The following is a 21,015-nucleotide window of genomic DNA, read 5'->3' as shown; positions in this document are numbered from 1 at the left end:
AGTGGTCCTCACATCCGGAATACGCCGAAGCCGGGCGCCGAGGCGTCCCTCTCGGGCAGCGGGGCGTTGGCACAGGCGGTCAGGGCGAGTCCGAGCACCTGCCGGGTCTCCAGCGGGTCGATCACCCCGTCGTCCCACAGCCGGGCCGTGGCGTAGTACGCGTTGCCCTGCTGCTCGTACTGGGCGCGGATGGGGTCCTTGAACGCCTCCTCCGCCTCGGCGGGCCACTCCTCGCCGCGCGCCTCCAGCTGGTCCCGCTTCACGGTGGCCAGTACGGACGCGGCCTGCTCGCCGCCCATCACCGAGATCTTGGCGTTGGGCCACATCCACAGGAAGCGGGGCGAATAGGCGCGGCCGCACATGGAGTAGTTGCCCGCGCCGTACGAGCCGCCGACGACGACCGTCAGCTTCGGCACCCGGGTGCAGGCCACGGCCGTGACCATCTTGGCGCCGTGCTTGGCGATGCCGCCCGCCTCGTAGTCCTTGCCGACCATGAAGCCCGAGATGTTCTGGAGGAACAGCAGCGGGATGCCGCGCTGGTCGCACAGCTCGATGAAGTGGGCGCCCTTCTGGGCCGACTCGGCGAACAGGATGCCGTTGTTGGCCACGATGCCGACGGGGTGGCCGTGGATCCGGGCGAAGCCGGTGACCAGCGTCGTGCCGAACTCCGCCTTGAACTCCGCGAAGCGGGAGCCGTCCGTGATGCGGGCGATGATCTCCCGGACGTCGTAGGGAGTGCGGGAGTCCACCGGCACCGCCCCGTACAGCCCGAAGGGGTCCGCCTTGGGCTCCTCGGCCGGCTCCACCGACCAGGGGAGCGGACCGCGCTCGGGGAGGGTGGACACGATGTTCCGCACGATCCTCAGCGCGTGGGCGTCGTTCTCCGCGAGGTGGTCCGTGACGCCGGAGATCCGGGAGTGGACCTCGCCGCCGCCCAGCTCCTCGGCCGTGACGACCTCACCGGTCGCGGCCTTCACCAGCGGCGGGCCGCCGAGGAAGATCGTGCCCTGGTTCCGCACGATCACGGCCTCGTCGCTCATCGCGGGGACGTAGGCGCCCCCGGCCGTGCAGGAGCCGAGCACCGCGGCGATCTGCGGGATGCGCGCCGCGGAGAGCCTGGCCTGGTTGTAGAAGATCCGGCCGAAGTGCTCGCGGTCGGGGAAGACCTCGTCCTGCATCGGCAGGAAGGCGCCGCCCGAGTCGACGAGGTAGACGCACGGCAGCCGGTTCTCCAGGGCCACCTCCTGGGCGCGCAGGTGCTTCTTCACCGTCATCGGGTAGTACGTGCCGCCCTTGACCGTGGCGTCGTTGGCGACGACCACGACCTCGCGCCCGCCGACCCGGCCGATGCCGGCGATCACACCGGCCGCCGGGGCCTGCCCGTCGTACATGCCGTCCGCCGCGAGGGGGGCCAGCTCCAGGAAGGGCGAGCCCGGGTCCAGGAGCGTGTCCACCCGGTCGCGCGGCAGCAGCTTCCCGCGCGCGGTGTGGCGCGCCCGGGCCTTCTCCCCGCCGCCGAGCCGGGCCGCCGCCAGCTTCGCGCGCAGGGTGTCGGCCAGGGCGTGGTGTGCCGCCTCGTTGGCCTGCCAGGCGTCGGAGGCGGGATCTGCCGCACTCGTCAGCACAGGTGCTTGCCGCATCGTGTCGAGCCCCCTGTCAGAGCATCGTTCGTGTTAATGAGCGTTAACCCACGCATTCAGGTTAACGAGCGCTAACTGCCTTGTCTAGAATCAGTGGCATGAGCACCAGGACCGACGCTCCGACCCGTCGCGAGCAGATCCTCAAGGAGGCCGCGCGCCTCTTCGCCGAGCGCGGCTTCCACGGCGTCGGCGTCGACGAGATAGGCGCCGCCGTCGGTATCAGCGGCCCCGGGCTGTACCGCCACTTCCCCGGCAAGGACGCGATGCTCGCCGAGCTGCTCGTCGGCATCTCCGGCCGGCTCCTGGACGGCGGCAGGCGCCGGGTCGCCGAGGCGGACGGCGTCCCCGAGCAGGTGCTCTCCTCGCTCATCGACGGGCACATCGACTTCGCCCTCGACGACCGCCCGCTGATCACCCTCCACGACCGCGAGCTGGACCGGCTGCGGGACAGCGACCGCAAGCTGGTGCGCCAGCTCCAGCGCCAGTACGTCGAGCTGTGGGTGGACGTCGTGCGCAAGCTGCACCCGGAGACCGGCGAGGGCCAGGTCCGGGCGGCCGTCCACGCCGTCTTCGGCCTGCTCAACTCCACCCCGCACCTGGGCTCGTACGGCAACGGGCTGCCGGGCCGCGCGGCGATGGAGGACCTGCTGCGCAAGCTCGCCAACGGGGCGTTCGCTTCGCTGTCGTAGCGCCCGCGCCAGCCGGGCGGCGGCGCGGGTGTCCGGCCCGCGGGACACCGGGCACGCTCCGCACACCTGACGGCACAATGGGCGCATGCCGATACCGAACCGCGCCGCCCTTGTCGACCACCTCGTCCGCACTCGTATCGCCGGAGACGTCGCCACCCCGCGGGACAACAACCTCTCCCACTACCGCAAGCTCGCCAACGGGGACCGCCACTACTGGCTGGGCCTGGAGCTCGGCGACCGCTGGAGCGACGAGCAGGACGTCCTGGCCGTCATGGCCGAGCGCTGCGGCGTCAACGACGATCCGCAGTACCGGTACGGCCAGGACACCATCGACCCGGAGCTGACCGTCGACGCCCTGGACCGGATGGCGGCCCGGCTGAAGCAGGCCGCCGCCGGAAGAGAGTCGGTGCTCTTCGCCACCGGCCACCCGGGCGGGCTGCTCGACGTCCACCGGCAGATCGCGGACGCGCTCAGATCCGCGGGCTGCGAGATCGTCCGGATCCCCTCCGGGCTCACCGCGGACGAGGGCATGGTCTACCAGTTCGCCGACGTGGCCATGCTGGAGCGCGGCGCGACGTTGTGGCACACGCATTCCCCCGAGCCGATGGCCGCGATCCTGGACGGGCTGGAGCGGGACGGCCGGGCGCGACCGGACCTGGTCGTCGCCGACCACGGCTGGGCGGGCTGCGCGGGACAGCGGGGCGTCGACGCGGTCGGCTTCGCCGACTGCAACGACCCGGCCCTGTTCATCGGCGAGGCGGAGGGCACGGTCCAGGTGACGGTCCCGCTGGACGACCATGTCACGGACCCGCGCTTCTACGACCCGATGACGGCGTACCTCCTGGACGCGGCCGGTCTCCTCTGAGCCCCGGCGGCTCCCCGGCCGAGGCCGGCCGCACCTGGCGCACCGCCGGCGTGGGGTCGAGGTACACCCGGCGGATCGCCGGGAAGCGCTGGCGCAGCTGCTCCTCGGCGTCCTCGCACGCCCATTCCACCTGCTCCGCCGAGGCGACGTCCCGGAAGTTCACCTTCGCCGCGATCAGGATCTCGGCCGGTCCCTGAACGAGGGTGGTCAGCTCCAGTACCTCCACGATGTGGGGGACCGTGAGCAGTTCCTCGTGCACGGCCTTCCGCATCCGCGGCGGCAGCGGCCGGCCGATCAGCAGCTGGGCGTTGCTGCGGCCGAGCACCCACGCCACGTACACCAGCAGCATGCCGATGAGGATCGAGGCGATCCCGTCCCAGACGGAGGAGCCGGTGAGCTGGGCGCCGGCCAGGCCGCCCGCCGCGAGCAGCAGCCCGCTGAGGGCGGCGGAGTCCTCCATGACCACGGCCTTGACCGCCGTGTCGGGCGTGTAGCGCAGATAGCGACGCGCGGGCGTGCCGAAGCGGGACGCCTCGCCGCGGATCTGCCGGACCCCCGTCCGCAGCGAGTAGCCCTCCAGCACGGCGGCGACGGCCAGGACGACGTACGAGGGCAGCGGATTCCCGAGCTTCTCGCCCTGGACCAGGGTGTGGACGCCGTCGTAGACGGAGAAGACCGCGCCGCCGACGAAGGTGGCGACGGACGCGAGCATCGCCCAGATGTAGCGCTCGGGGCCGTAGCCCAGCGGATGCTCCTCGTCGGCCGGCTTGGCGCTCCGCCGCAGGGCGGTCAGCAGCAGCACCTCGGTCACGGTGTCGGCGACCGAATGGGCGGCCTCGGAGAGCATCGCGCTCGATCCGCTGACGACGCCGGCGACGGCCTTGGCCACGGCGATGCCGAGGTTGGCGAGCGCCGCGACGATCACGGTGAAGGTGCTCTCCGGCGCCTTGACGGGCTCGATCCGCTCCGGCGGGGGAGCGGGGGCGTCGGCCGGTGCGCCGGGCACGCGCGGTGCCCCGGGCGGACCGCCGGTGATCTCGTCGCTCGCCATGAGGGGAGCGTATGTCCGTTGTGTCCCCCTCGCTCGGGTGGACCGCGCGGTCGTGCGAGGGAGGGGCGCTCTCAGCCGTGCGGGACGCGGACCACGCCCTCCTGGATCACCGAGATCGCCAGCTGCCCGTCCTGGGTGTAGATGCGTGCCTGGCCGAGGCCGCGGCCGCCGTGCGCGCTCGGCGACTCCTGGTCGTACAGCAGCCACTCGTCGGCGCGGAACGGGCGGTGGAACCACATCGCGTGGTCCAGCGAGGCGCCGACGACGTCGCCGACGGTCCAGCCGCCGCGCCCGTGGGCCAGCAGCACGGAGTCGAGCAGCGTCATGTCGGAGACGTAGGTGGCGAGGCAGACGTGCAGCAGCGGGTCGTCCGCGAGCTTGCCGTTCGTGCGGAACCACACCTGCGAGCGGGCCTCCCGGGGCTCGCCCACGCTCGCGTACGGAGGAGCGTCCACATAGCGCAGATCGACGGCGGCCCGTGCTTCGAGCATCCGCTCCGCGATCTCCGGGGCGATGAACCGCCCGGCGTGCTGCGGCAGGGTCTCCTCGGCCGAGGGCAGGCTGTCCGGGGCCGGGGCGTCCGGCATCGGCGCCTGGTGGTCGAGCCCCTCCTCGTACGTCTGGAAGGACGCCGAGAGATGGAAGATCGGCTGGCCGTGCTGGACCGCCACGACGCGCCGGGTCGTGAAGGACCGGCCGTCGCGGATGCGGTCGACCGTGTAGACGATCGGGGCACCCGGGTCGCCCATACGCAGGAAGTACGCGTGCAGGGAGTGCGCCGTGCGGTCGTCGGGGACGGTGCGGCCCGCGGCGACGAGCGCCTGGGCCGCGACCTGACCGCCGAAGACGCGGGGCACGATCGCCGAACGCGACCGGCCCCGGAAGATGTCCTGCTCGATCCGCTCCAGGTCGAGCAGATCGAGCAGGTCGTCGAGAGCTTCGCTCACAGGGTCAGAGGCCCATCGACTTGGCGATGATCGACTTCATGACCTCGCTGGTGCCGCCGTAGATGCGGTTGACGCGGTTGTCCGCGTAGAGGCGGGCGATCGGGTACTCGTTCATGTAGCCGTAGCCGCCGTGCAGCTGGAGGCACCGGTCGATGACGCGGTGGGCGACCTCGGTGCAGAACAGCTTGGCGGAGGCGGCCTCGGCAGCGGTCAGCTCGCCCGCGTCCAGCGCCTCCAGGGCGCGGTCGGCGACGGCCTCGGCGGCGTCCACCTCGGCCTGGCAGGCGGCCAGCTCGAACTTCGTGTTCTGGAAGGACGCGACCGTCTTGCCGAAGACCGTGCGGTCCTGCACGTACTCCTGCGCGAACCGGATCGCGGCCTTGGCCTGCGCGTACGCACCGAAGGCGATGCCCCAGCGCTCGGACGGCAGGTTCTGGCCGAGGTAGTAGAAGCCCTTGTTCTCCTCGCCCAGCAGGTCCTCGACCGGGACCTTGACGTCGACGAACGCCAGCTCGGCCGTGTCGGAGGTACGCAGGCCCAGCTTGTCCAGCTTCCGGCCGATGGAGTAGCCCTCGGACTTGGTGTCCACGGCGAAGAGGGAGATGCCGAAGCGGCGGTCGTCCTCGCGCGGGGCGGAGGTCCGGGCGCACACGATCACGCGGTCGGCGTGGACACCGCCGGTGATGAACGTCTTGGCGCCGTTGAGGACGTAGTGCGTGCCGTCCTCCGACAGCTTGGCCGTGGTCTTCATGCCCGCGACGTCGGAGCCGGTGCCCGGCTCGGTCATCGCCAGCGCCCACATCTCCTCGCCGGTGACGAACTTCGTGAGGTAGCGCTTCTTCTGCTCGTCGGTGGCGAGCATCTTGATGTACGGCAGGGCGAGCAGCACGTGCACGCCGGAGCCGCCGAAGTTGACGCCCGCGCGCGCGGTCTCCTCGTAGAGGACGGCCTCGAACTTGTGGGTGTCCAGACCCGCGCCGCCGAACTCCTCGGGCACGTTGATGCCGAAGATGCCCAGCTCGCCGAGCTTGTAGTAGAAGTCGCGCGGCGCCTGGCCGGCGGCGAACCACTCGTCGTAGACGGGGACGACCTCGGCCTCGATGAAGGCACGGACGGTCTCCCGGAACGCTTCGTGGTCCTCATTGAATACGGTCCGGCGCACGGACGCCTCCTGGGCACGATGTCGGGTGACTGGCTGGGCACAGAGCGCTGTCTAAGCGCTTGCTCAGAATAAGTTACCCGGCGGTTGTTGAAACTGTCCAGAGTGATGAGGCGCACGTGCGGGGGCGGCATCCGGATGTGACAACGGCCCCGTCACATGACGGGGCCGTGGTGGGTGCGGGTGGGCGCACGGGTCAGGAGGGCAGGGTTCCGTCCTTCACGGCGGCGGTGAACGCGGCCCAGCTCCCGCGCGGGAAGACGAGCGCGGGGCCGTGCGGCTGCTTGGAGTCGCGGACGGGGACGCCGGCGGGGTGGGCGTCGAGGACCTCGACGCAGCTGTCGGCCTCCGGTCCGCTGAACGTCGACTTCCGCCAGCCGGTCAGCGCGGAGGCGACCGGAATGCTGTGCTCAGTCATGGTTTCCGTAGTCCTTCGCTGCCGCCCTCAACAGGGCGATCGACTCCTTGCGTGAGAGCGCGTCGCCCAACGCGAGAGCGTAGGCGTTCTGGAGTCGTTCGACCACGGCGGGCGCGTCGTGCAGCGTGGCAGTGCTCAGTCCCTCCACGTAGGCCGCCGGAGGCTGGTCCTCGAATGACATCAGGGAGAGCATGCCCTGGAGCAGAGGGTGGGCTCCCGTGGAGAACGGGACCACATGGACGCGTACCCGGCCCGACTCGGCCAGTCCGACGATGTGCGCGATCTGATGCGCCATCACGCCAGGGCCTCCGATCGGGCGGCGCAGCACTGCCTCGTCCAGAACGGCCCAGACCACGGGCGTCGTTGGGTCCTGCAGGACTCGTGCCCGTTCGAGCCTGGTGACGACTGCCTTGTCACACTCGGCTTCACTCCAGGGTGGGAACGCGGCGCCCATCACCGCGCGTGCGTACGCCTCCGTCTGAAGAATCCCGGGGATGAACGACAGCGCGAACTCGCGGATCAGGGTGGCCTGCTGTTCGAGCGCGCGGGCGGCCGCGAATCGGTCGGCGACCAGGCCGTCGTCCTTCGGCAGGAAACTGCTCAGCACGTTCCCCGTGTTCAGCGCCCCGTCCAGTCGTCGCGCGTCCTCCTTCGACGGGACGCGGCGGCCCGCCTCGATGTGGGCGATGTGCGAACGGGTCATGATCGCCGCGTCGGCCAGCTCCTGCTGGGTGAGCCCGGCGGCCTCGCGCTGGGCCCGCAGCCATTCCCCGTACATGCTGCCCATCGTCAACTCCCGTGTGACTGCCGATCCGTCACGTCGAACCCCCTGGTCAGCCTAGCCGCGCGGGTCCCACTGTGTGATCGGATCGCTACACAGCGACACCTCGTCGAACCACCGGAGTTGATGGACGTGCGCGACCTGCTCGCCCGCCTGCTGGAGTCGCTGCTGCGGCTCGTGCGCCCCGACGCGGAGACCGCGTCGCCGCCGCCCTTCCCCGCGGGGACCGCCGTCTCCGCTCCTCGCCCGGCGCCTCCGGTGCGCCCGCACACCGCCGTGCTGCGCGGCGAGGACACCGCTCTCGTCCGGCCGTATCTCCTGGCGCACGAGCGGCGGCAGACACGGTGGCCGGAACTGCGGCTCGCCGTCCACGGCGTCGACCTGCTGCCCGCCCCGGGGCGCGCGGGAGTGCCGGCGTGACGGGCGAGGGTCGGGGGGAGGACGTCGTCCGGTTGCTGCCGTGGACCGGGGCGGGTGGCAAGCCGTGCTACGTCATCGGGGACGGCGCCGGCCATGTGTCCCGGCTCGCGGACGACATCGAGGCCGTGCAGCTCGGAATGGCCGCGGATCTGCTGGACCATGCCCGCGACCTGCTCGCCGACCGCCGGGTCACCGACGCCCAGCTCCGCTTCGTCGTCGCCCGCATGATCGAGGCGCTGCGGGACGTGCACCGGATCGCCAGGAGCCGTGGCGCGCGCCTTCCCGGCGCGGGAGCCCGTCCGGCGGGCGAGGGCTGACCGGCGCCGGCCGGTGGGCGCTCAGCCCGCCGTGACCGGCGTCTGCCCCGGCTGGGGGTCCTCGCCGTCGTACGCCGACAGGGCGGCGAGGCGGTGCTCCAGCAGTTCGGCCAGGTCCGCGGGGGTCGTGTGCGACTGCGCCAGCTTCACCGCGGCCCGGCCCTCCACGGTCGCCCACGCGTGCCGGGCGCGTTTGTTGGCCCGGCAGCGGGTGGCGCTCCGCAGGAATCCCGCGCCCGCGGCGAATCCCGCGGAGGCGAGGGCCAGCAGCGCCGCGGGGATGCGGGCGTCCGCGGTGGCCAGCCCCGTCGCTCCGGCGACGCCGGCGAGCAGCGCGGCGGGGAAGCCGAGTGCGATATCGGCCCTGGCCCAGAACTCGGCCCTGCGGTGGGCCAGATTCCTCTGGCGCGTCGCCTCCTCCCGCAGCCCCTCGATCTCGGCGCGCAGCCGGCTGCCGGTCCCGTCCGGGGCCGGGGTGATGGTTCCGTCGGCGGAAGAGGCCATGCCGGAATTCCAACACAGCTGAGCGGTAGGGGACTTGGGGCGGAGCGACAGCCTTGGGGCGGCAGAATCGTGGGTTCCCCACGGAACCGCGGGGCACGTTCCGCAGCGCGACCCGCCCGGTCCTCACACGTACCGCAGCGCGAACCACAGCTCCATCCGTACGTCCGCGTCGTCCAGGTCGACGCCCAGCAGCGCAGCGCATCGCGCGATGCGCTGGCGGACCGTGTTGCGGTGGACGCCCAGGGCCACCGCCGTGCGGTCCCAGCTGCCGTGGAGCGAGAGCCAGACCCGCAGGGTCTCGGCGAGCGCGGGGGAGTCCGCGACCGGCGCGAGCAGGGTGCGGGCGTGGACGGCGGCCTCGTCGGGCGCGACCAGTTCGCCGAGGCCCGCGTCTCGCTGGCGGGCGAGCGGGACCCGGGTCGCCTCCGCACGGCGCAGGGCGCGGGCGGCGGCGGCGTCGGCGGTGCCCAGCTCCGCCGCCGTGGCCGGGGCGCTCACGCCCAGGGTCCAGCCCGGCTGGGGCTCGATGCGCCGGTCGCCGGAGAGCAGGATCCGTACCGTCTCCCCGTCCGTGTCCACCAGCGTGCTGCCCAGGGCCGCGCCGAGGGCGGAGGCCGCGATCCGGTCCGGCTGCCCCGGTCGCGTCCCGTGCACCACCGTCCAGGGACCGGGGCCCAGGTCGCGGACCACCTCCGCGGGCGTACCGCCCAGCAGCAGCCGTACCAGCGCGGCGGTCCGCCCGCTCGCGTCGGCTCCCTGGTGCGGCGCGGTGAGCAGGGACAGCAGGACGACGGCGACCCCGGCGATCGTGTGCCCTCCCGGTTCGCGCCCCTCGGCGGCGACTCCGAGGACCAGACCCTGGCCGCCGCCGAGGGCGTAGGCCGCGAGGTGCGCCTCCCCGACGGTGTCGGTCGCCGACGATGGCGGCCGGCGTGTGGTTCCCGCCGGGGCGCCCGGCTCCGCCTGGGCGCCGGCGGCCCGTGAAGGGGGAGCGGCCGTGTCGTCGGCGGGCTCGTCGTCATCGGGCTCCGGGCTCACCACGCGCGCCAGCCGCCCCAGTGCCTCGCGCGCCTCGCGGGACGGCGCCCGGCCGGCCACGTGCAGGGCCGAGCCGTCCGGAGCCAGCAGCACCGCCCAGCCGCCGAGGCGGGAGGCGAGCTGCTGCAGTACCGCCGGCACCGGGTCGGGGCGGGCCGCCGCGTTCGCCAGGCCCTGCTGGGCCTCGCTGACCCGGCGCACCTCCCGGAGCCGGGCCTGGGCCATCAGCCCCCAGACGGCGCGGGCGATCGCGGTGAACGGGGTCTGCGGCGGCACCTCGAGCAGCGGCAGCCCACGGCGCTCGCACGCCGCGACGAGCGCGTCCGGGACGGTGTCGTACACCGGCGCCACCCCGAAGCCGATCGCCGCGCCGCCGGCCTCGACGACCCGCGCGGCGTACATCTCCGGGTCCTTCAGCAGGACGCCCGCGGTCAGCAGCAGCTCGCCGCCCAGGAGGTAGGGGTACGGGTCGGCCATCTCCGAGGTGTGCACCCACTGGATCCGGACGCCCTCGGCGCCCCCGGACTCGGGGACGCCCGCGACCAGCCGCAGCCCGAGATCCTCCCGGGCCAGCAGTGCGGTCAGCGGGACGGGCGGGGTGGGCGGGGCCGAAGGGGCGCCCTGGGGAGCGGTGGAGTCCGGCATGGTGGACGTTCCATCCTTGATCGTCTTCGGGAATGGAGGAAACGTACACTTCATCGTCGCTTTTCAGCCACCTATCGTCGAGTCGTCCAGCGGCCGCGGGCGGATGTCCCCGCGCAGGAGCCGCTGCGTCCCCCTTGAACTTCTGCACGACACGCCACCGAGGTGAAAGCGAAGGAGGGCCCCATGGCCGTCGACTACGCAGTGATCGTCGTCTATCTGGCCGGCATGCTGGCCATGGGCTGGTGGGGCATGCGCCGCGCCAAGTCCAAGAGCGAGTTCCTGGTGGCAGGGCGCAGGCTCGGCCCCTCGATGTACTCCGGCACCATGGCCGCGATCGTGCTCGGCGGCGCCTCCACCATCGGCGGTGTGGGCCTCGGCTACAAGTACGGCCTCTCCGGGGCCTGGATGGTCTTCACCATCGGGCTCGGGCTCCTGGCCCTGTCGATCTTCTTCTCCGCCCGCATCGCCCGGCTGAAGGTCTACACCGTCTCCGAGATGCTCGACCTGCGCTACGGCGGCCGGGCCGGACTCATCACCGGTGTGGTGATGTGGGCCTACACGCTGATGCTCGCGGTCACCTCGACCATCGCCTACGCCACGATCTTCGACGTCCTCTTCGACATGAACCGGACCGTCGCGATCATCCTCGGCGGCTCGATCGTCGTCGCATACTCCACGCTCGGCGGCATGTGGTCGATCACCCTCACCGACATGGTGCAGTTCGTCGTCAAGACGATCGGCGTGCTGCTCCTGTTGCTGCCCATCGCCGTCGTCAAGGCCGGCGGCTTCGCCGAGATGAAGGCCCAGCTGCCCACCGAGTACTTCGCGCCGTTCGGCATCGGCGGCGAGACGATCTTCACCTACGTGCTCATCTACACGTTCGGCATGCTCATCGGCCAGGACATCTGGCAGCGCGTCTTCACCGCCCGCGACGACAAGGTCGCCCGCTGGGGCGGCACGGTGGCCGGTACGTACTGTCTCGCCTACGCCCTCGCCGGCGCCGTCATCGGCACCGCGGCCAAGGTGCTCTACCCGAACCTCGCCAACGCCGACGACGCCTTCGCCACCATCGTCAAGGACGAACTCCCGCTGGGTGTGCGCGGCCTGGTCCTGGCCGCCGCCCTCGCCGCCGTGATGTCCACCTCCTCCGGCGCCCTGATCGCCTGTGCGACCGTCGCCAACAACGACATCTGGCAGCGGCTGCGCGGCGCCGTGACACGGCGGGCGGACGGCGAGGCGCACGACGAGGTCAAGGGCAACCGGATGTTCATCCTGGTCATGGGCATAGCCGTGATCGGCATCGCCATCGCCCTCAACAACGTGGTCGAGGCCCTGACGGTCGCCTACAACCTGCTCGTCGGCGGTCTGCTGGTGCCGATCCTCGGCGGGCTGCTGTGGAGGCGCGGCACGGTGTACGGCGCCCTCTCCTCCGTCGTCGTCGGCGGCGTGGCCGTCATCACCCTGATGTGGAAGTTCGGCATCCTCGCCAACGAGCCCATCTACTACGGCCTGCTCGCCTCCCTCGTCACCTACGTCGTCGTCTCGCTGGCCACCAGGCCCACCGACGAGGCGATCCTGGCCAACTGGCGCGAGCGCCTCGCGGGCCGCGACCCCGAGGCCGAGCAGCGGACCGCGCAGGAGTCGGTCCCGGCCACCCCGTGAACCCCGTTACAGTCAAACGACTGCAAACCGACGGATAAGCAGAAAAGCGCAGGAAGAAGAGGCATGGTCATGAGCAGCAACGAGACGCCGCGCGGCCCCATCGACTCGTCCCGCATCCCGCGGTACGCCGGACCCGCGACGTTCGCCCGGCTGCCCCGGCTCGACGAGGTCGGCAGCACCGATGTCGCCGTCGTCGGCGTGCCCTTCGACGCCGGGGTGTCGTACCGTCCCGGCGCCCGCTTCGGCGGCAACGCGATCCGCGAGGCGTCGAGGCTCCTGCGGCCGTACAACCCGGCCCAGGACGCCTCGCCCTTCGCGCTCGCCCAGGTGGCGGACGCGGGCGACATCGCCGCCAACCCGTTCAACATCAACGAGGCCGTCGAGACCATCGAGGCCGCCGCCGACGACATCCTCGGCACCGGCGCCCGCATGATGACCCTCGGCGGTGACCACACCATCGCGCTGCCGCTGCTGCGCTCGGTGGCCAGGAAGCACGGCCCCGTGGCGCTGCTGCACTTCGACGCCCACCTGGACACCTGGGACACCTACTTCGGTGCCGAGTACACCCACGGCACCCCGTTCCGCCGCGCCGTCGAGGAGGGCATCCTCGACACCGAGGCCCTCTCCCACGTCGGCATCCGCGGCCCGCTCTACGGCAAGCAGGACCTGACCGACGACGAGAAGATGGGCTTCGGCATCGTCACCTCCTCCGACGTCTACCGCCGCGGCGCCGACGAGGTCGCCGACCAGCTGCGCCAGCGCATCGGCGACCGCCCCCTCTACATCTCCATCGACATCGACTGCCTCGACCCCGCCCACGCCCCCGGCACCGGCACCCCCGAGGCGGGCGGCATGACCTCGCGCGAACTGCTGGAGATCCTGCGCGGGCTCGCCTCCTGCAACCTGGTCTCCGCCGACGTCGTCGAGGTCGCCCCCGCCTACGACCACGCCGAGATCACCTCCGTCGCGGCCTCCCACACCGCGTACGAGCTCACCACGATCATGGCCCGCCAGATCGCCGCGTCGAGGAACGACAAGTGACCCACGACCACGACCTCGTGCTGCGCCCCACGGCGCGGCAGGTGGCCGCCGCGCTCAACCCGCCGGCCGGCCGCAACGGCGGGGACCTCGTCGTCGAGGCCCTGGCCGGGCTGGGCGCCACCACGGTGTTCGGTCTGCCGGGCCAGCACGCCCTCGGCATGTTCGACGCGCTGCGCCGCTCCGACCTGGAGTACGTCGGGCTGCGCGTGGAGAACAACGCGGGCTTCGCCGCCGACGCCCACGGCCGGATCACCGGACAGGCCACCCCGCTGCTGCTCTCCACCGGCCCCGGCGCGCTCACCTCGCTCGCCGCGCTCCAGGAGGCCGCCGCGGCCAGCGCCCCGGTCCTGGCGATCTCCAGCCAGGTGCCGAGCCCGGGCATCGGCGGCGGCCGCCACGGCTATCTGCACGAGCTGCGCGACCAGAAGGCCTCGTTCCGGGACGTCGTGAAGTCCGTGCACACCGTCCGCACCGCCTCCCAGATCCCCTCCGCGATCGCCGCCGCCTGGGAGTCCGCGCTGACCGCCCCGCACGGGCCGGTCTGGGTGGAGATCCCCCAGGACGTGCTGCTCGCCGGGACGGCCCTGCCGGTCGTGACGGCCCTGGACGCCACCCCGCACGACCTCGTGCCCCGCCCGGAACTCACCGCCGTCGCCGCGCACCTGCTCCAGAACGCCGAGCGCCCCGCGATCATCGCGGGCGGCGGTGTGGTGCGCTCCGACGCCTCCGGCAAGCTGCTCGCCCTCGCCGAGAAGCTGGACGCCCCCGTCGTGACCACCTTCGGCGGCAAGGGGGCCTTCCCGTGGGAGCACCCGCTGTCGATGCAGTCCTGGCTGGAGGACCGGCACACCACCGACTTCCTGGAGGACGCCGACGTCCTGCTCGTCGTCGGCTCCGGCCTGGGCGAACTGTCCTCGAACTACCACACGTTCGCGCCCCGCGGCCGGGTGATCCAGATCGAGGCCGACCTCGGCAAGCTGGAGTCCAACCACGCCGGACTCGGCATCCACGCCGACGCCCGTATCGCGCTCACCGCGCTGCTGGAGACGGTGGAGGACCGCCGCGACCCGTCGGCCGCCGAGCGGGTCTCCGCACTGCTGGCGAAGGTCCGGGAGCGGATCGCCGGCCAGGAGCTCACGCTGGAGCAGGAGGTGCTCGCCGCGGTCCGCGACGCCCTGCCGGACGACTCCCCGAGCTTCTGGGACATGACGATCCTGGCCTACTGGGCCTGGTCGGCCTTCGACGCCCGCCGGCCGAACACCATGCACTCGGCGCAGGGCGCGGGCGGACTCGGCTACGGCTTCCCCGCCGCGCTCGGCGCGGCCGCCGCCGACCGCACCCGGCCGGTGCTCGCGGTCTCCGGCGACGGCGGCGCGATGTACTCGATCGCGGAGCTGGCTTCCGCGAAGCAGTACGAGCTGCCCGTGACCTGGCTGATCGTCGACGACGGCGGCTACGGCATCCTGCGCGAGTACATGACGGACGCCTTCGGCGAGGCGACCGCGACCGAACTGTCCCGCCCGGACTTCGTCGCGCTCGCCGAGTCCTTCGGCGTCCCGGCCGTGCGCACCACCACGGAGTCGCTCCGCGAGGACCTCGCCAAGGCCCTCGCACAGCCCGGCCCCTCGGTCGTCGTGCTGCCCGCGGTGCTCAGGATGTTCGCGCCGACGCACCTGTAGCGACGCACCTGTAGGAGGCGCGGCGCGCTCCAGGCCGCGGCCGCAGAACGGCGCGGCGGCGCACCGGTCACCGCAGGAGCGCCCGGTACGCCGCCGCGTACGTGCCCTTCTGCGCCCTGAAGCCGTCGCGGAACTCCTTCCGCTGGGCCGCGTCGTAGGTCTGGGGGAACCCGCCGTCGCCCGGTATGGACTCCAGGACCGCCTTCAGCACCTCGTCCGCCGCCTTCCCGTGCCGGGCGCCCCGCCGCCGGGCCGCGACCAGGTGCTTCGTCGCCTTGTTCAGCTGCCTCGGTATGTGGAGGCCGGGCTGCCGCTCCGCCATACGGAGCCGGGAGTCATGGGCGAGCTTCCCTTTCATGGGGACGCCCCCGAGGACCCGCAAGGTGTGCAGCGCCCCCCACAGCCGCCCGCTCCGGTAGGCCGGGCTCTCGTTCTCCTTGTCGTTCTCGTCGGACACCGTCTCCCCTTTCCCGCCGGTCCGGCCGGCGGACACCGCTCATGGCTACCCAGGGCCCGGATCCGGCGAACGCCCGCGCGCGCCGACCGACGGCATCGGTCCGTGTTCCCGGCCCCGGCCACCGCCCTCCGTACAACCTTTCGCAGCCTGCTGAGTCATGTGAGTCGTGAAGAGACACTCCATACCCCGCCGCCGCAGACGTGGGGCTCTCTGCGCGGCTGCCGCTCTCGGTGTGCTCGTGCCGGTGACCGTCAGCGCCACCCAGAGCACGGCGGGCGCGGCCACCCCCGCCGTGGCCTGCACCTCCCAGAAGGCCGGACTGGCGGCCACGCTCGTCAAGGACATCACCGCCGCCCTCAAGGGCCGTGCGTCGACGACCGCGGTGCTCGTCAACGACCGGGTGACCAAGACCAGCTGCATCCTCCGCCCCGACCAGAAGTTCGACTCCGCCAGCGTCGTCAAGACGACCGTCCTCGCGACCCTGCTCTGGGACGCGCAGAAGACCGGCCGCCAGCTGACCGCCACGGAGAAGTCACGCGCCACGGCCATGATCACCAAGTCGGACAACGACGCCACCAGCGCACTCTGGCGTCAGCTCGGCCTGACCAAGATCAAGGGCTTCCTCGCCGCCGCCGGCATGACCAAGACCGTTCCCGGCGCGAACGGGTACTGGGGGCTCACCCAGATCACCGCCCGTGACCAGCAGAAGCTGCTCGCGATCCTGACGGCCAAGAACACCGTCCTCACCGACGCCTCGCGCGGCTACGTGCTGCAGCTGATGAACGCCGTCGTGGCGGACCAGCGCTGGGGCACCCCTGCCGGCGCCCCCTCCACCGCGAAGATCCACGTCAAGAACGGCTGGCTCCCGCGGGCCACGCACGGCTGGCGCGTCCACTCGATCGGTGCCTTCACCGGTACGGCGCACAACTACCAGATCACCGTGCTCACCCACGACAACAAGACCATGAACGACGGCATCGCCACCATCCAGGCGGTCGCCCGCGCCGTCCACAAGGACCTCAACCCGACGGCTCCGCCGCGCCTCGGCTATGTCCCGACGGACAACCCGCAGGAGTCCATCCCCGCCGTTCCGGGACGTGCGGCCCGGGACGCGGTGTCCGCGAACCCGGCGCTCCGCTAGCGGCCCGGGCCACGGGCGGCGGCCCGCACGGCGCGTGAGCCCGACGGCCGCGCCCGCATCGGCCCGCGAGTCCGCGAGTCCGCGAGAACGGTCCCCGGTCCTAGGACCAGGGACCGTTCTTTCGTCCGGCCGTGTCGCGGCGGGATGAAATCGCGCCCGGCCCGCGTTGGTGCCTTCCGGCAGAACAGGACGACGGGGAGGCAGCTGGTGGCGGCGGCAGAGCGATCGTGGGCACGGAGACTGACCGGTTACGCCTGGCGGTACCGGCGGAACGTCGTGCTCGCACTGGGCTCGTCACTGGCCGGCATGGCGGTCATGGCCATCGTCCCGCTGATCACCAAAGTCGTGATCGACGACGTCATCGGCGATCACTCACGGTCACTGGCCGTCTGGACGGGACTGCTGATCGGCGCGGCGGTCATCGTCTACGTGCTCACCTACGTACGCCGCTACTACGGCGGGCGGCTGGCCCTCGACGTCCAGCACGACCTGCGCACCGACATGTTCCGGACGATCAGCCGGCTCGACGGGCGCCGCCAGGACGAGCTGTCCACGGGCCAGGTCGTCGGCCGCGCCACCAGCGACCTCCAGCTGATCCAGGGCCTGCTCTTCATGCTCCCGATGACCATCGGGAACTTCGTGCTCTTCTTCGTGTCCCTCGGCGTCATGGCCTGGCTGTCGCCGCCGCTCACCCTGGTGGCACTGGCCGTCGCCCCCGCCCTCTGGTTCATCGCCAGACGCAGCCGGGTCAGGCTCCACCCCGCCACCTGGTACGCGCAGCAGCAGGCGGCAGCCGTCGCCGGGGTCGTCGACGGTGCCGTCTCCGGAGTGCGGGTCGTCAAGGGCTTCGGCCAGGAGGACCAGGAGACCGGCAAGCTCAGGGACGTCAGCCGCACGCTCTTCGCCGGGCGGCTGCGCACGGTCAGGCTGAACGCGATCTACACCCCGGCCCTCCAGGCCGTGCCCGCGCTGGGGCAGGTGGCGATGCTGGCGGTCGGCGGATGGCTCGCCACGCGCGGACAGATCACCCTCGGTACCTTCGTCGCCTTCTCGACCTACCTCGCGCAGCTCGTCGGACCCGTGCGGATGCTGGCCATGGTGCTGACCGTGGGCCAGCAGGCGAGGGCCGGCGTCGAGCGGGTCCTGGAGCTGATCGACACCGAGCCGGCGATCGGGGACGGCACCAAGGAGCTCCCGGCCGACGCGCCGGCGACCGTCGAGTTCGACGACGTCGGCTTCTCCTACGGCGACGGGGAGGGTGCCCGGCGCGTCCTCGACGGCTTCTCCCTGGAGATCCGGCCCGGTGAGACCGTCGCCGTCGTCGGTTCCTCGGGCAGCGGCAAGTCCACCGTCTCGCTGCTGCTGCCGCGCTTCTACGACGTCACGCACGGCGCGGTCCTCGTCGGCGGCCACGATGTCCGCGAGCTCACCCTGGAGTCGCTGCGGGCCGCCGTCGGGCTCGTACCGGAGGACAGTTTCCTGTTCTCCGACACCGTCCGCTCCAACATCGCCTTCGGAAAGCCCGACGCGACGGACGAGGAGATCGCCGAGGCCGCGCGAACGGCACAGGCGGACCGTTTCATCAGTGAGCTGCCGAACGGTTACGACACCAAGGTCGGCGAGCAGGGGCTCACCCTGTCCGGCGGCCAGCGCCAGCGGATCGCCCTCGCCCGCGCGATCCTCGCCGACCCCCGGCTGCTGCTCCTCGACGACGCCACCTCCGCCGTCGACGCCCGGGTCGAGCACGAGATCCACGAGGCCCTGCGCGGGGTGATGGCCGGGCGCACCACCCTGCTGATCGCCCACCGCCGGTCCACCCTGGGTCTCGCCGACCGCATCGCCGTCCTCGACGGCGGCCGGCTCGCCGACATCGGCACCCACGAGGAACTGCAGGAACGGTCCGCGCTGTACCGGCGCCTGCTCACCGACCCCGACGAGATGGGCGGGGTCTCCCCGGGCCACAGCCTCCCCGTCGAGATCCCGGAGGACCGCACCCTCCGCGCCGAGATGGACGCCGAGTTCGACGCCGAGCGGGGCATCACGCCCCCGCTGTGGGTCCGCAAGGAAGAGGAGGAAGAGGACGAGGCGGCGGGCGCCACCCCTGAACTCCTCGCCCAGGTCGCGGCGCTGCCTCCGGCCGACGACACCCCGCAGGTCGACGAGGTCCGCGCGGTGACCCCGGAGGACACCTACGACCTGCGCAGGCTGCTGCGCGGCTTCGGGCTGCCGCTGCTCTTCAGCCTGCTGCTCGTCGCCGTCGACGCGGGTATGGGTCTGCTGCTGCCGGTGCTGATCAGGCACGGCATCGACGAGGGTGTCGAGCAGGCCGTGATGACCGCGGTCTGGGTCGCCTCCGCCCTGGCGCTGCTGACCGTGCTCGTCCAGTGGGCCGGCCAGATCGGCGCCATGCGGATGACGGGACGTACGGGCGAACGGATCCTCTACGCCCTGCGGCTCAAGATCTTCGCCCAGCTCCAGCGGCTCGGCCTCGACTACTACGAGCGCGAGCTGACCGGCCGGATCATGACCCGGATGACCACGGACGTCGACGCGCTCTCGACCTTCCTGCAGACCGGTCTGGTCACCGCGTTCGTCTCCGTCGTCACCTTCTTCGGAATCATGGTCGCCCTCGTCGCGCTCGACCTCGAGCTGGCCCTGGTGGTCTTCGCGACACTGCCCGTCCTGATCGTCGGCACGTACTTCTTCCGCCGCCGGTCGGTGAAGGCGTACGAGCTCGCACGCGAGCGGATCAGCGTCGTCAACGCCGACCTCCAGGAATCGGTGAGCGGACTGCGCATCCTGCAGGCGTTCCGCCGCGAGGGGTCCGGGAACCGGCGGTTCGCCGAGCGCAGCGAGAGCTACCGCGAGGCGCGGGTGCGCGGCCAGTGGCTGATCTCCGTGTACTTCCCCTTCGTGCAACTGCTGTCCTCCGTCGCCGTGGCGGCCGTGCTGATCGTGGGTGCGGGCCGGATCGAGGCGGGCACGCTCACCACGGGCGCGCTCGTCGCCTATCTGCTCTACATCGACCTGTTCTTCGCCCCGGTGCAGCAGCTGTCCCAGGTCTTCGACGGCTACCAGCAGGCCACCGTGTCGCTCGGCCGGATCCAGGAACTGCTGCGGGAGCCGACATCCACGAAGCAGTCACGCGAGCCCCTGGACGTGCTCTCGCTGCGCGGTGACATCGCCTTCGAGAACGTCTCCTTCGCGTACGGGGGCGACGCGGGCGAAGGCGCCGGGGGCGGCGCGGGCGGTGGGGAGACGGCGCTCGCCGGCGTCGACCTGCGGATCCCCGCGGGACAGACGGTCGCGTTCGTCGGCGAGACGGGCGCGGGCAAGTCCACACTGGTCAAGCTGGTGGCGCGGTTCTACGACCCGACGAGCGGACGCGTCACCGTCGACGGCACCGACCTGCGCGACCTGGACCTCACCGCCTACCGGCACCGGCTCGGGGTCGTGCCGCAGGAGGCGTACCTCTTCTCCGGCACGGTCCGTGACGCCATCGCCTACGGGCGTCCGGGAGCGAGCGACGCGGAGGTGGAGGCCGCCGCCCGTGCGGTCGGCGCCCACGACATGATCGCCACCCTGGAGGGCGGCTACCTCCACGAGGTCGCCGAACGCGGCCGCAATCTCTCCGCCGGCCAGCGCCAGCTCATCGCCCTGGCCCGGGCCGAACTGGTCGACCCGGACGTACTGCTGCTCGACGAGGCGACCGCCGCGCTCGACCTGGCCACCGAGGCGCAGGTGAACCACGCCACCGACCGGCTCACCGGCCGCCGCACCACCCTGGTCGTCGCGCACCGCCTTACCACCGCCGCCCGCGCGGACCGGGTGGTCGTCATGGCCCACGGCAGGGTGGTCGAGGACGGCACGCACGACCAACTGCTCGCGCGGGACGGGCAGTACGCGGCACTGTGGCGGACCTTCATCGGCGAGGAGGCGCCCGCCCCCGCCCGGTCCTGAGCGGCCGGTCGTGAGCGGTACGGCCCGGCCGGGTCCTGAGCGGCCGGTCGTGAGCGGAGCCGCCCCCCGGCCGTGGGTGAGTCGCTCCGGGCGGCCCGGATCTCGCCGGCTCCCGTGGCCGATCCCGCTCGCCGGGGCCCGGACGGCAACCGTCCGGGCCCCGGCTGCGTCGTACGTCAGTACGGCTTGGTGCGGGAGGGGAGCAAGCGTGTTCGGGAAGCTGCTGAGGCGCGTACTCACTGTGCTCACGGTCGTCGGTGCCGTGTCCGTGACGGGACCGGCGGTCCAGCGGGCGGAGGCCGCATCCGTCTGCTCCGGTCGTCCGGCGAAGGCGGTCGGGTTCTCGACGGGAGAACTGCGCATCTACAAGAAGCGGCAGTACGTCTGCGCCCTCACCGTGGCCAAACGGCCCGGCGCCGTACGGTCGATGTCGGTGTCCCTCCAGCCGCGCGGCGGGCGCGCGGCCGTCGACAAGGGGCGGTTCACCCGGCAGGCGGGGCCCGTCACCGTGCACGCCCTCAACCGCTGCGTCCGGGTGTCGGGTGCCGTCGCCGGAAAGCGGGCCTCGACCGGCTGGATCCTCTGCTGAGAGTGCCGGTTT

General features: G+C 72.2%; 19 protein-coding genes. 10 read left to right on the top strand and 9 right to left on the bottom strand.

Going from position 1 to position 21,015, the window contains the following annotated elements:
* Positions 1–8: 8 nt before the first annotated feature.
* Positions 9–1,640, bottom strand: coding sequence for a carboxyl transferase domain-containing protein (locus BLT82_RS13025; protein WP_093654134.1), 1,632 nt, complete (start codon positions 1,638–1,640; stop codon positions 9–11).
* A 98-nt stretch (positions 1,641–1,738) separates the two neighbouring features.
* On the opposite strand from BLT82_RS13025, the gene BLT82_RS13020 reads away from it, so the two are divergent.
* Together BLT82_RS13020 and BLT82_RS13015 are read left to right on the top strand one after the other, a co-directional pair.
* Complete coding sequence (locus BLT82_RS13020; protein ID WP_093654132.1) at positions 1,739–2,329, top strand: SACE_7040 family transcriptional regulator; 591 nt, start codon at positions 1,739–1,741, stop codon at positions 2,327–2,329.
* An 85-nt stretch (positions 2,330–2,414) separates the two neighbouring features.
* On the top strand, positions 2,415–3,194 hold the full coding sequence (locus BLT82_RS13015; protein ID WP_093654130.1) for a phosphatase: 780 nt from the start codon (positions 2,415–2,417) through the stop codon (positions 3,192–3,194).
* Here BLT82_RS13015 and BLT82_RS13010 read toward each other — a convergent pair.
* The 5 genes from BLT82_RS13010 to BLT82_RS12990 all read right to left on the bottom strand — a co-directional run bounded on the left by BLT82_RS13010 (position 3,130) and on the right by BLT82_RS12990 (position 7,556).
* Positions 3,130–4,245 carry a cation diffusion facilitator family transporter gene (locus BLT82_RS13010; protein WP_093654128.1) on the bottom strand — a complete coding sequence of 372 codons (1,116 nt, stop codon included), beginning with the start codon at positions 4,243–4,245 and terminating at the stop codon, positions 3,130–3,132. The genes BLT82_RS13015 and BLT82_RS13010 overlap by 65 nt on opposite strands.
* A gap of 71 nt (positions 4,246–4,316) precedes the next feature.
* Positions 4,317–5,192: an acyl-CoA thioesterase II gene (gene tesB / locus BLT82_RS13005; RefSeq protein WP_093654125.1), complete on the bottom strand. Its 876-nt coding sequence runs from the start codon at positions 5,190–5,192 to the stop codon at positions 4,317–4,319.
* Positions 5,193–5,196: 4 nt separating this feature from the next.
* Positions 5,197–6,354 carry an acyl-CoA dehydrogenase family protein gene (locus BLT82_RS13000; RefSeq protein WP_093654123.1) on the bottom strand — a complete coding sequence of 386 codons (1,158 nt, stop codon included), beginning with the start codon at positions 6,352–6,354 and terminating at the stop codon, positions 5,197–5,199.
* A 193-nt stretch (positions 6,355–6,547) separates the two neighbouring features.
* Entirely contained in the window at positions 6,548–6,769 is a 222-nt protein-coding gene (locus BLT82_RS12995) for a DUF397 domain-containing protein (protein ID WP_093654121.1), read from the bottom strand.
* Positions 6,762–7,556 (bottom strand): helix-turn-helix domain-containing protein, encoded by a 795-nt coding sequence (locus BLT82_RS12990; RefSeq protein ID WP_093654119.1) that lies wholly within the window; start codon positions 7,554–7,556, stop codon positions 6,762–6,764. Before BLT82_RS12990 ends, BLT82_RS12995 begins: the two co-directional genes overlap by 8 nt.
* A 120-nt stretch (positions 7,557–7,676) precedes the next feature.
* Here BLT82_RS12990 and BLT82_RS12985 point away from each other — a divergent pair, with 120 nt between their 5' ends.
* Positions 7,677–7,970: a hypothetical protein gene (locus BLT82_RS12985; RefSeq protein ID WP_093654117.1), complete on the top strand. Its 294-nt coding sequence runs from the start codon at positions 7,677–7,679 to the stop codon at positions 7,968–7,970.
* Entirely contained in the window at positions 7,967–8,287 is a 321-nt protein-coding gene (locus tag BLT82_RS12980; protein ID WP_093654115.1) for a hypothetical protein, read from the top strand. The genes BLT82_RS12985 and BLT82_RS12980 overlap by 4 nt, the downstream gene beginning before the upstream one ends.
* Positions 8,288–8,308: 21 nt before the next feature.
* On the opposite strand, the gene BLT82_RS12975 is transcribed toward BLT82_RS12980, so the two are convergent.
* Together BLT82_RS12975 and BLT82_RS12970 are read right to left on the bottom strand one after the other, a co-directional pair.
* Positions 8,309–8,791, bottom strand: a complete 483-nt coding sequence (locus tag BLT82_RS12975) for a hypothetical protein (protein WP_093654112.1) — start codon at positions 8,789–8,791, stop codon at positions 8,309–8,311.
* Positions 8,792–8,914: 123 nt separating this feature from the next.
* Positions 8,915–10,474, bottom strand: coding sequence for a PucR family transcriptional regulator (locus BLT82_RS12970; protein ID WP_167746002.1), 1,560 nt, complete (start codon positions 10,472–10,474; stop codon positions 8,915–8,917).
* Positions 10,475–10,657: 183 nt separating this feature from the next.
* On the opposite strand from BLT82_RS12970, the gene BLT82_RS12965 reads away from it, so the two are divergent.
* The 3 genes from BLT82_RS12965 to BLT82_RS12955 all read left to right on the top strand — a co-directional run bounded on the left by BLT82_RS12965 (position 10,658) and on the right by BLT82_RS12955 (position 14,856).
* Positions 10,658–12,136, top strand: a complete 1,479-nt coding sequence (locus tag BLT82_RS12965) for a sodium:solute symporter family protein (protein ID WP_093654110.1) — start codon at positions 10,658–10,660, stop codon at positions 12,134–12,136.
* A gap of 69 nt (positions 12,137–12,205) precedes the next feature.
* The gene (gene speB, locus BLT82_RS12960; RefSeq protein ID WP_026164802.1) at positions 12,206–13,177 is read left to right on the top strand and encodes an agmatinase; all 972 of its coding nucleotides are present in this window, start codon (positions 12,206–12,208) and stop codon (positions 13,175–13,177) included.
* Entirely contained in the window at positions 13,174–14,856 is a 1,683-nt protein-coding gene (locus tag BLT82_RS12955) for a thiamine pyrophosphate-binding protein (RefSeq protein ID WP_093654108.1), read from the top strand. The genes speB and BLT82_RS12955 overlap by 4 nt, the downstream gene beginning before the upstream one ends.
* A gap of 67 nt (positions 14,857–14,923) precedes the next feature.
* Here BLT82_RS12955 and BLT82_RS12950 read toward each other — a convergent pair whose 3' ends face one another.
* A complete protein-coding gene (locus tag BLT82_RS12950) occupies positions 14,924–15,313 on the bottom strand; it encodes a type I-C CRISPR-associated protein Cas8c/Csd1 (protein WP_167746001.1) in 390 nt (129 codons plus the stop codon).
* Between the two features lie 232 nt (positions 15,314–15,545).
* Between BLT82_RS12950 and BLT82_RS12945 the strand changes: the two genes are divergently transcribed.
* The 3 genes from BLT82_RS12945 to BLT82_RS12935 all read left to right on the top strand — a co-directional run bounded on the left by BLT82_RS12945 (position 15,546) and on the right by BLT82_RS12935 (position 21,003).
* The gene (locus BLT82_RS12945) at positions 15,546–16,454 is read left to right on the top strand and encodes a serine hydrolase (RefSeq protein WP_093654105.1); all 909 of its coding nucleotides are present in this window, start codon (positions 15,546–15,548) and stop codon (positions 16,452–16,454) included.
* Between the two features lie 144 nt (positions 16,455–16,598).
* Positions 16,599–20,414, top strand: a complete 3,816-nt coding sequence (locus tag BLT82_RS12940) for an ABC transporter ATP-binding protein (protein WP_167746000.1) — start codon at positions 16,599–16,601, stop codon at positions 20,412–20,414.
* Between the two features lie 208 nt (positions 20,415–20,622).
* On the top strand, positions 20,623–21,003 hold the full coding sequence (locus BLT82_RS12935; RefSeq protein WP_093654103.1) for a hypothetical protein: 381 nt from the start codon (positions 20,623–20,625) through the stop codon (positions 21,001–21,003).
* Positions 21,004–21,015 lie beyond the last annotated feature (12 nt).

It is taken from the genome of Streptomyces wuyuanensis (assembly GCF_900103455.1).
GTDB lineage: Bacteria > Actinomycetota > Actinomycetes > Streptomycetales > Streptomycetaceae > Streptomyces > Streptomyces wuyuanensis.
This window is presented reverse-complemented; position numbering and strand designations above follow the sequence as displayed.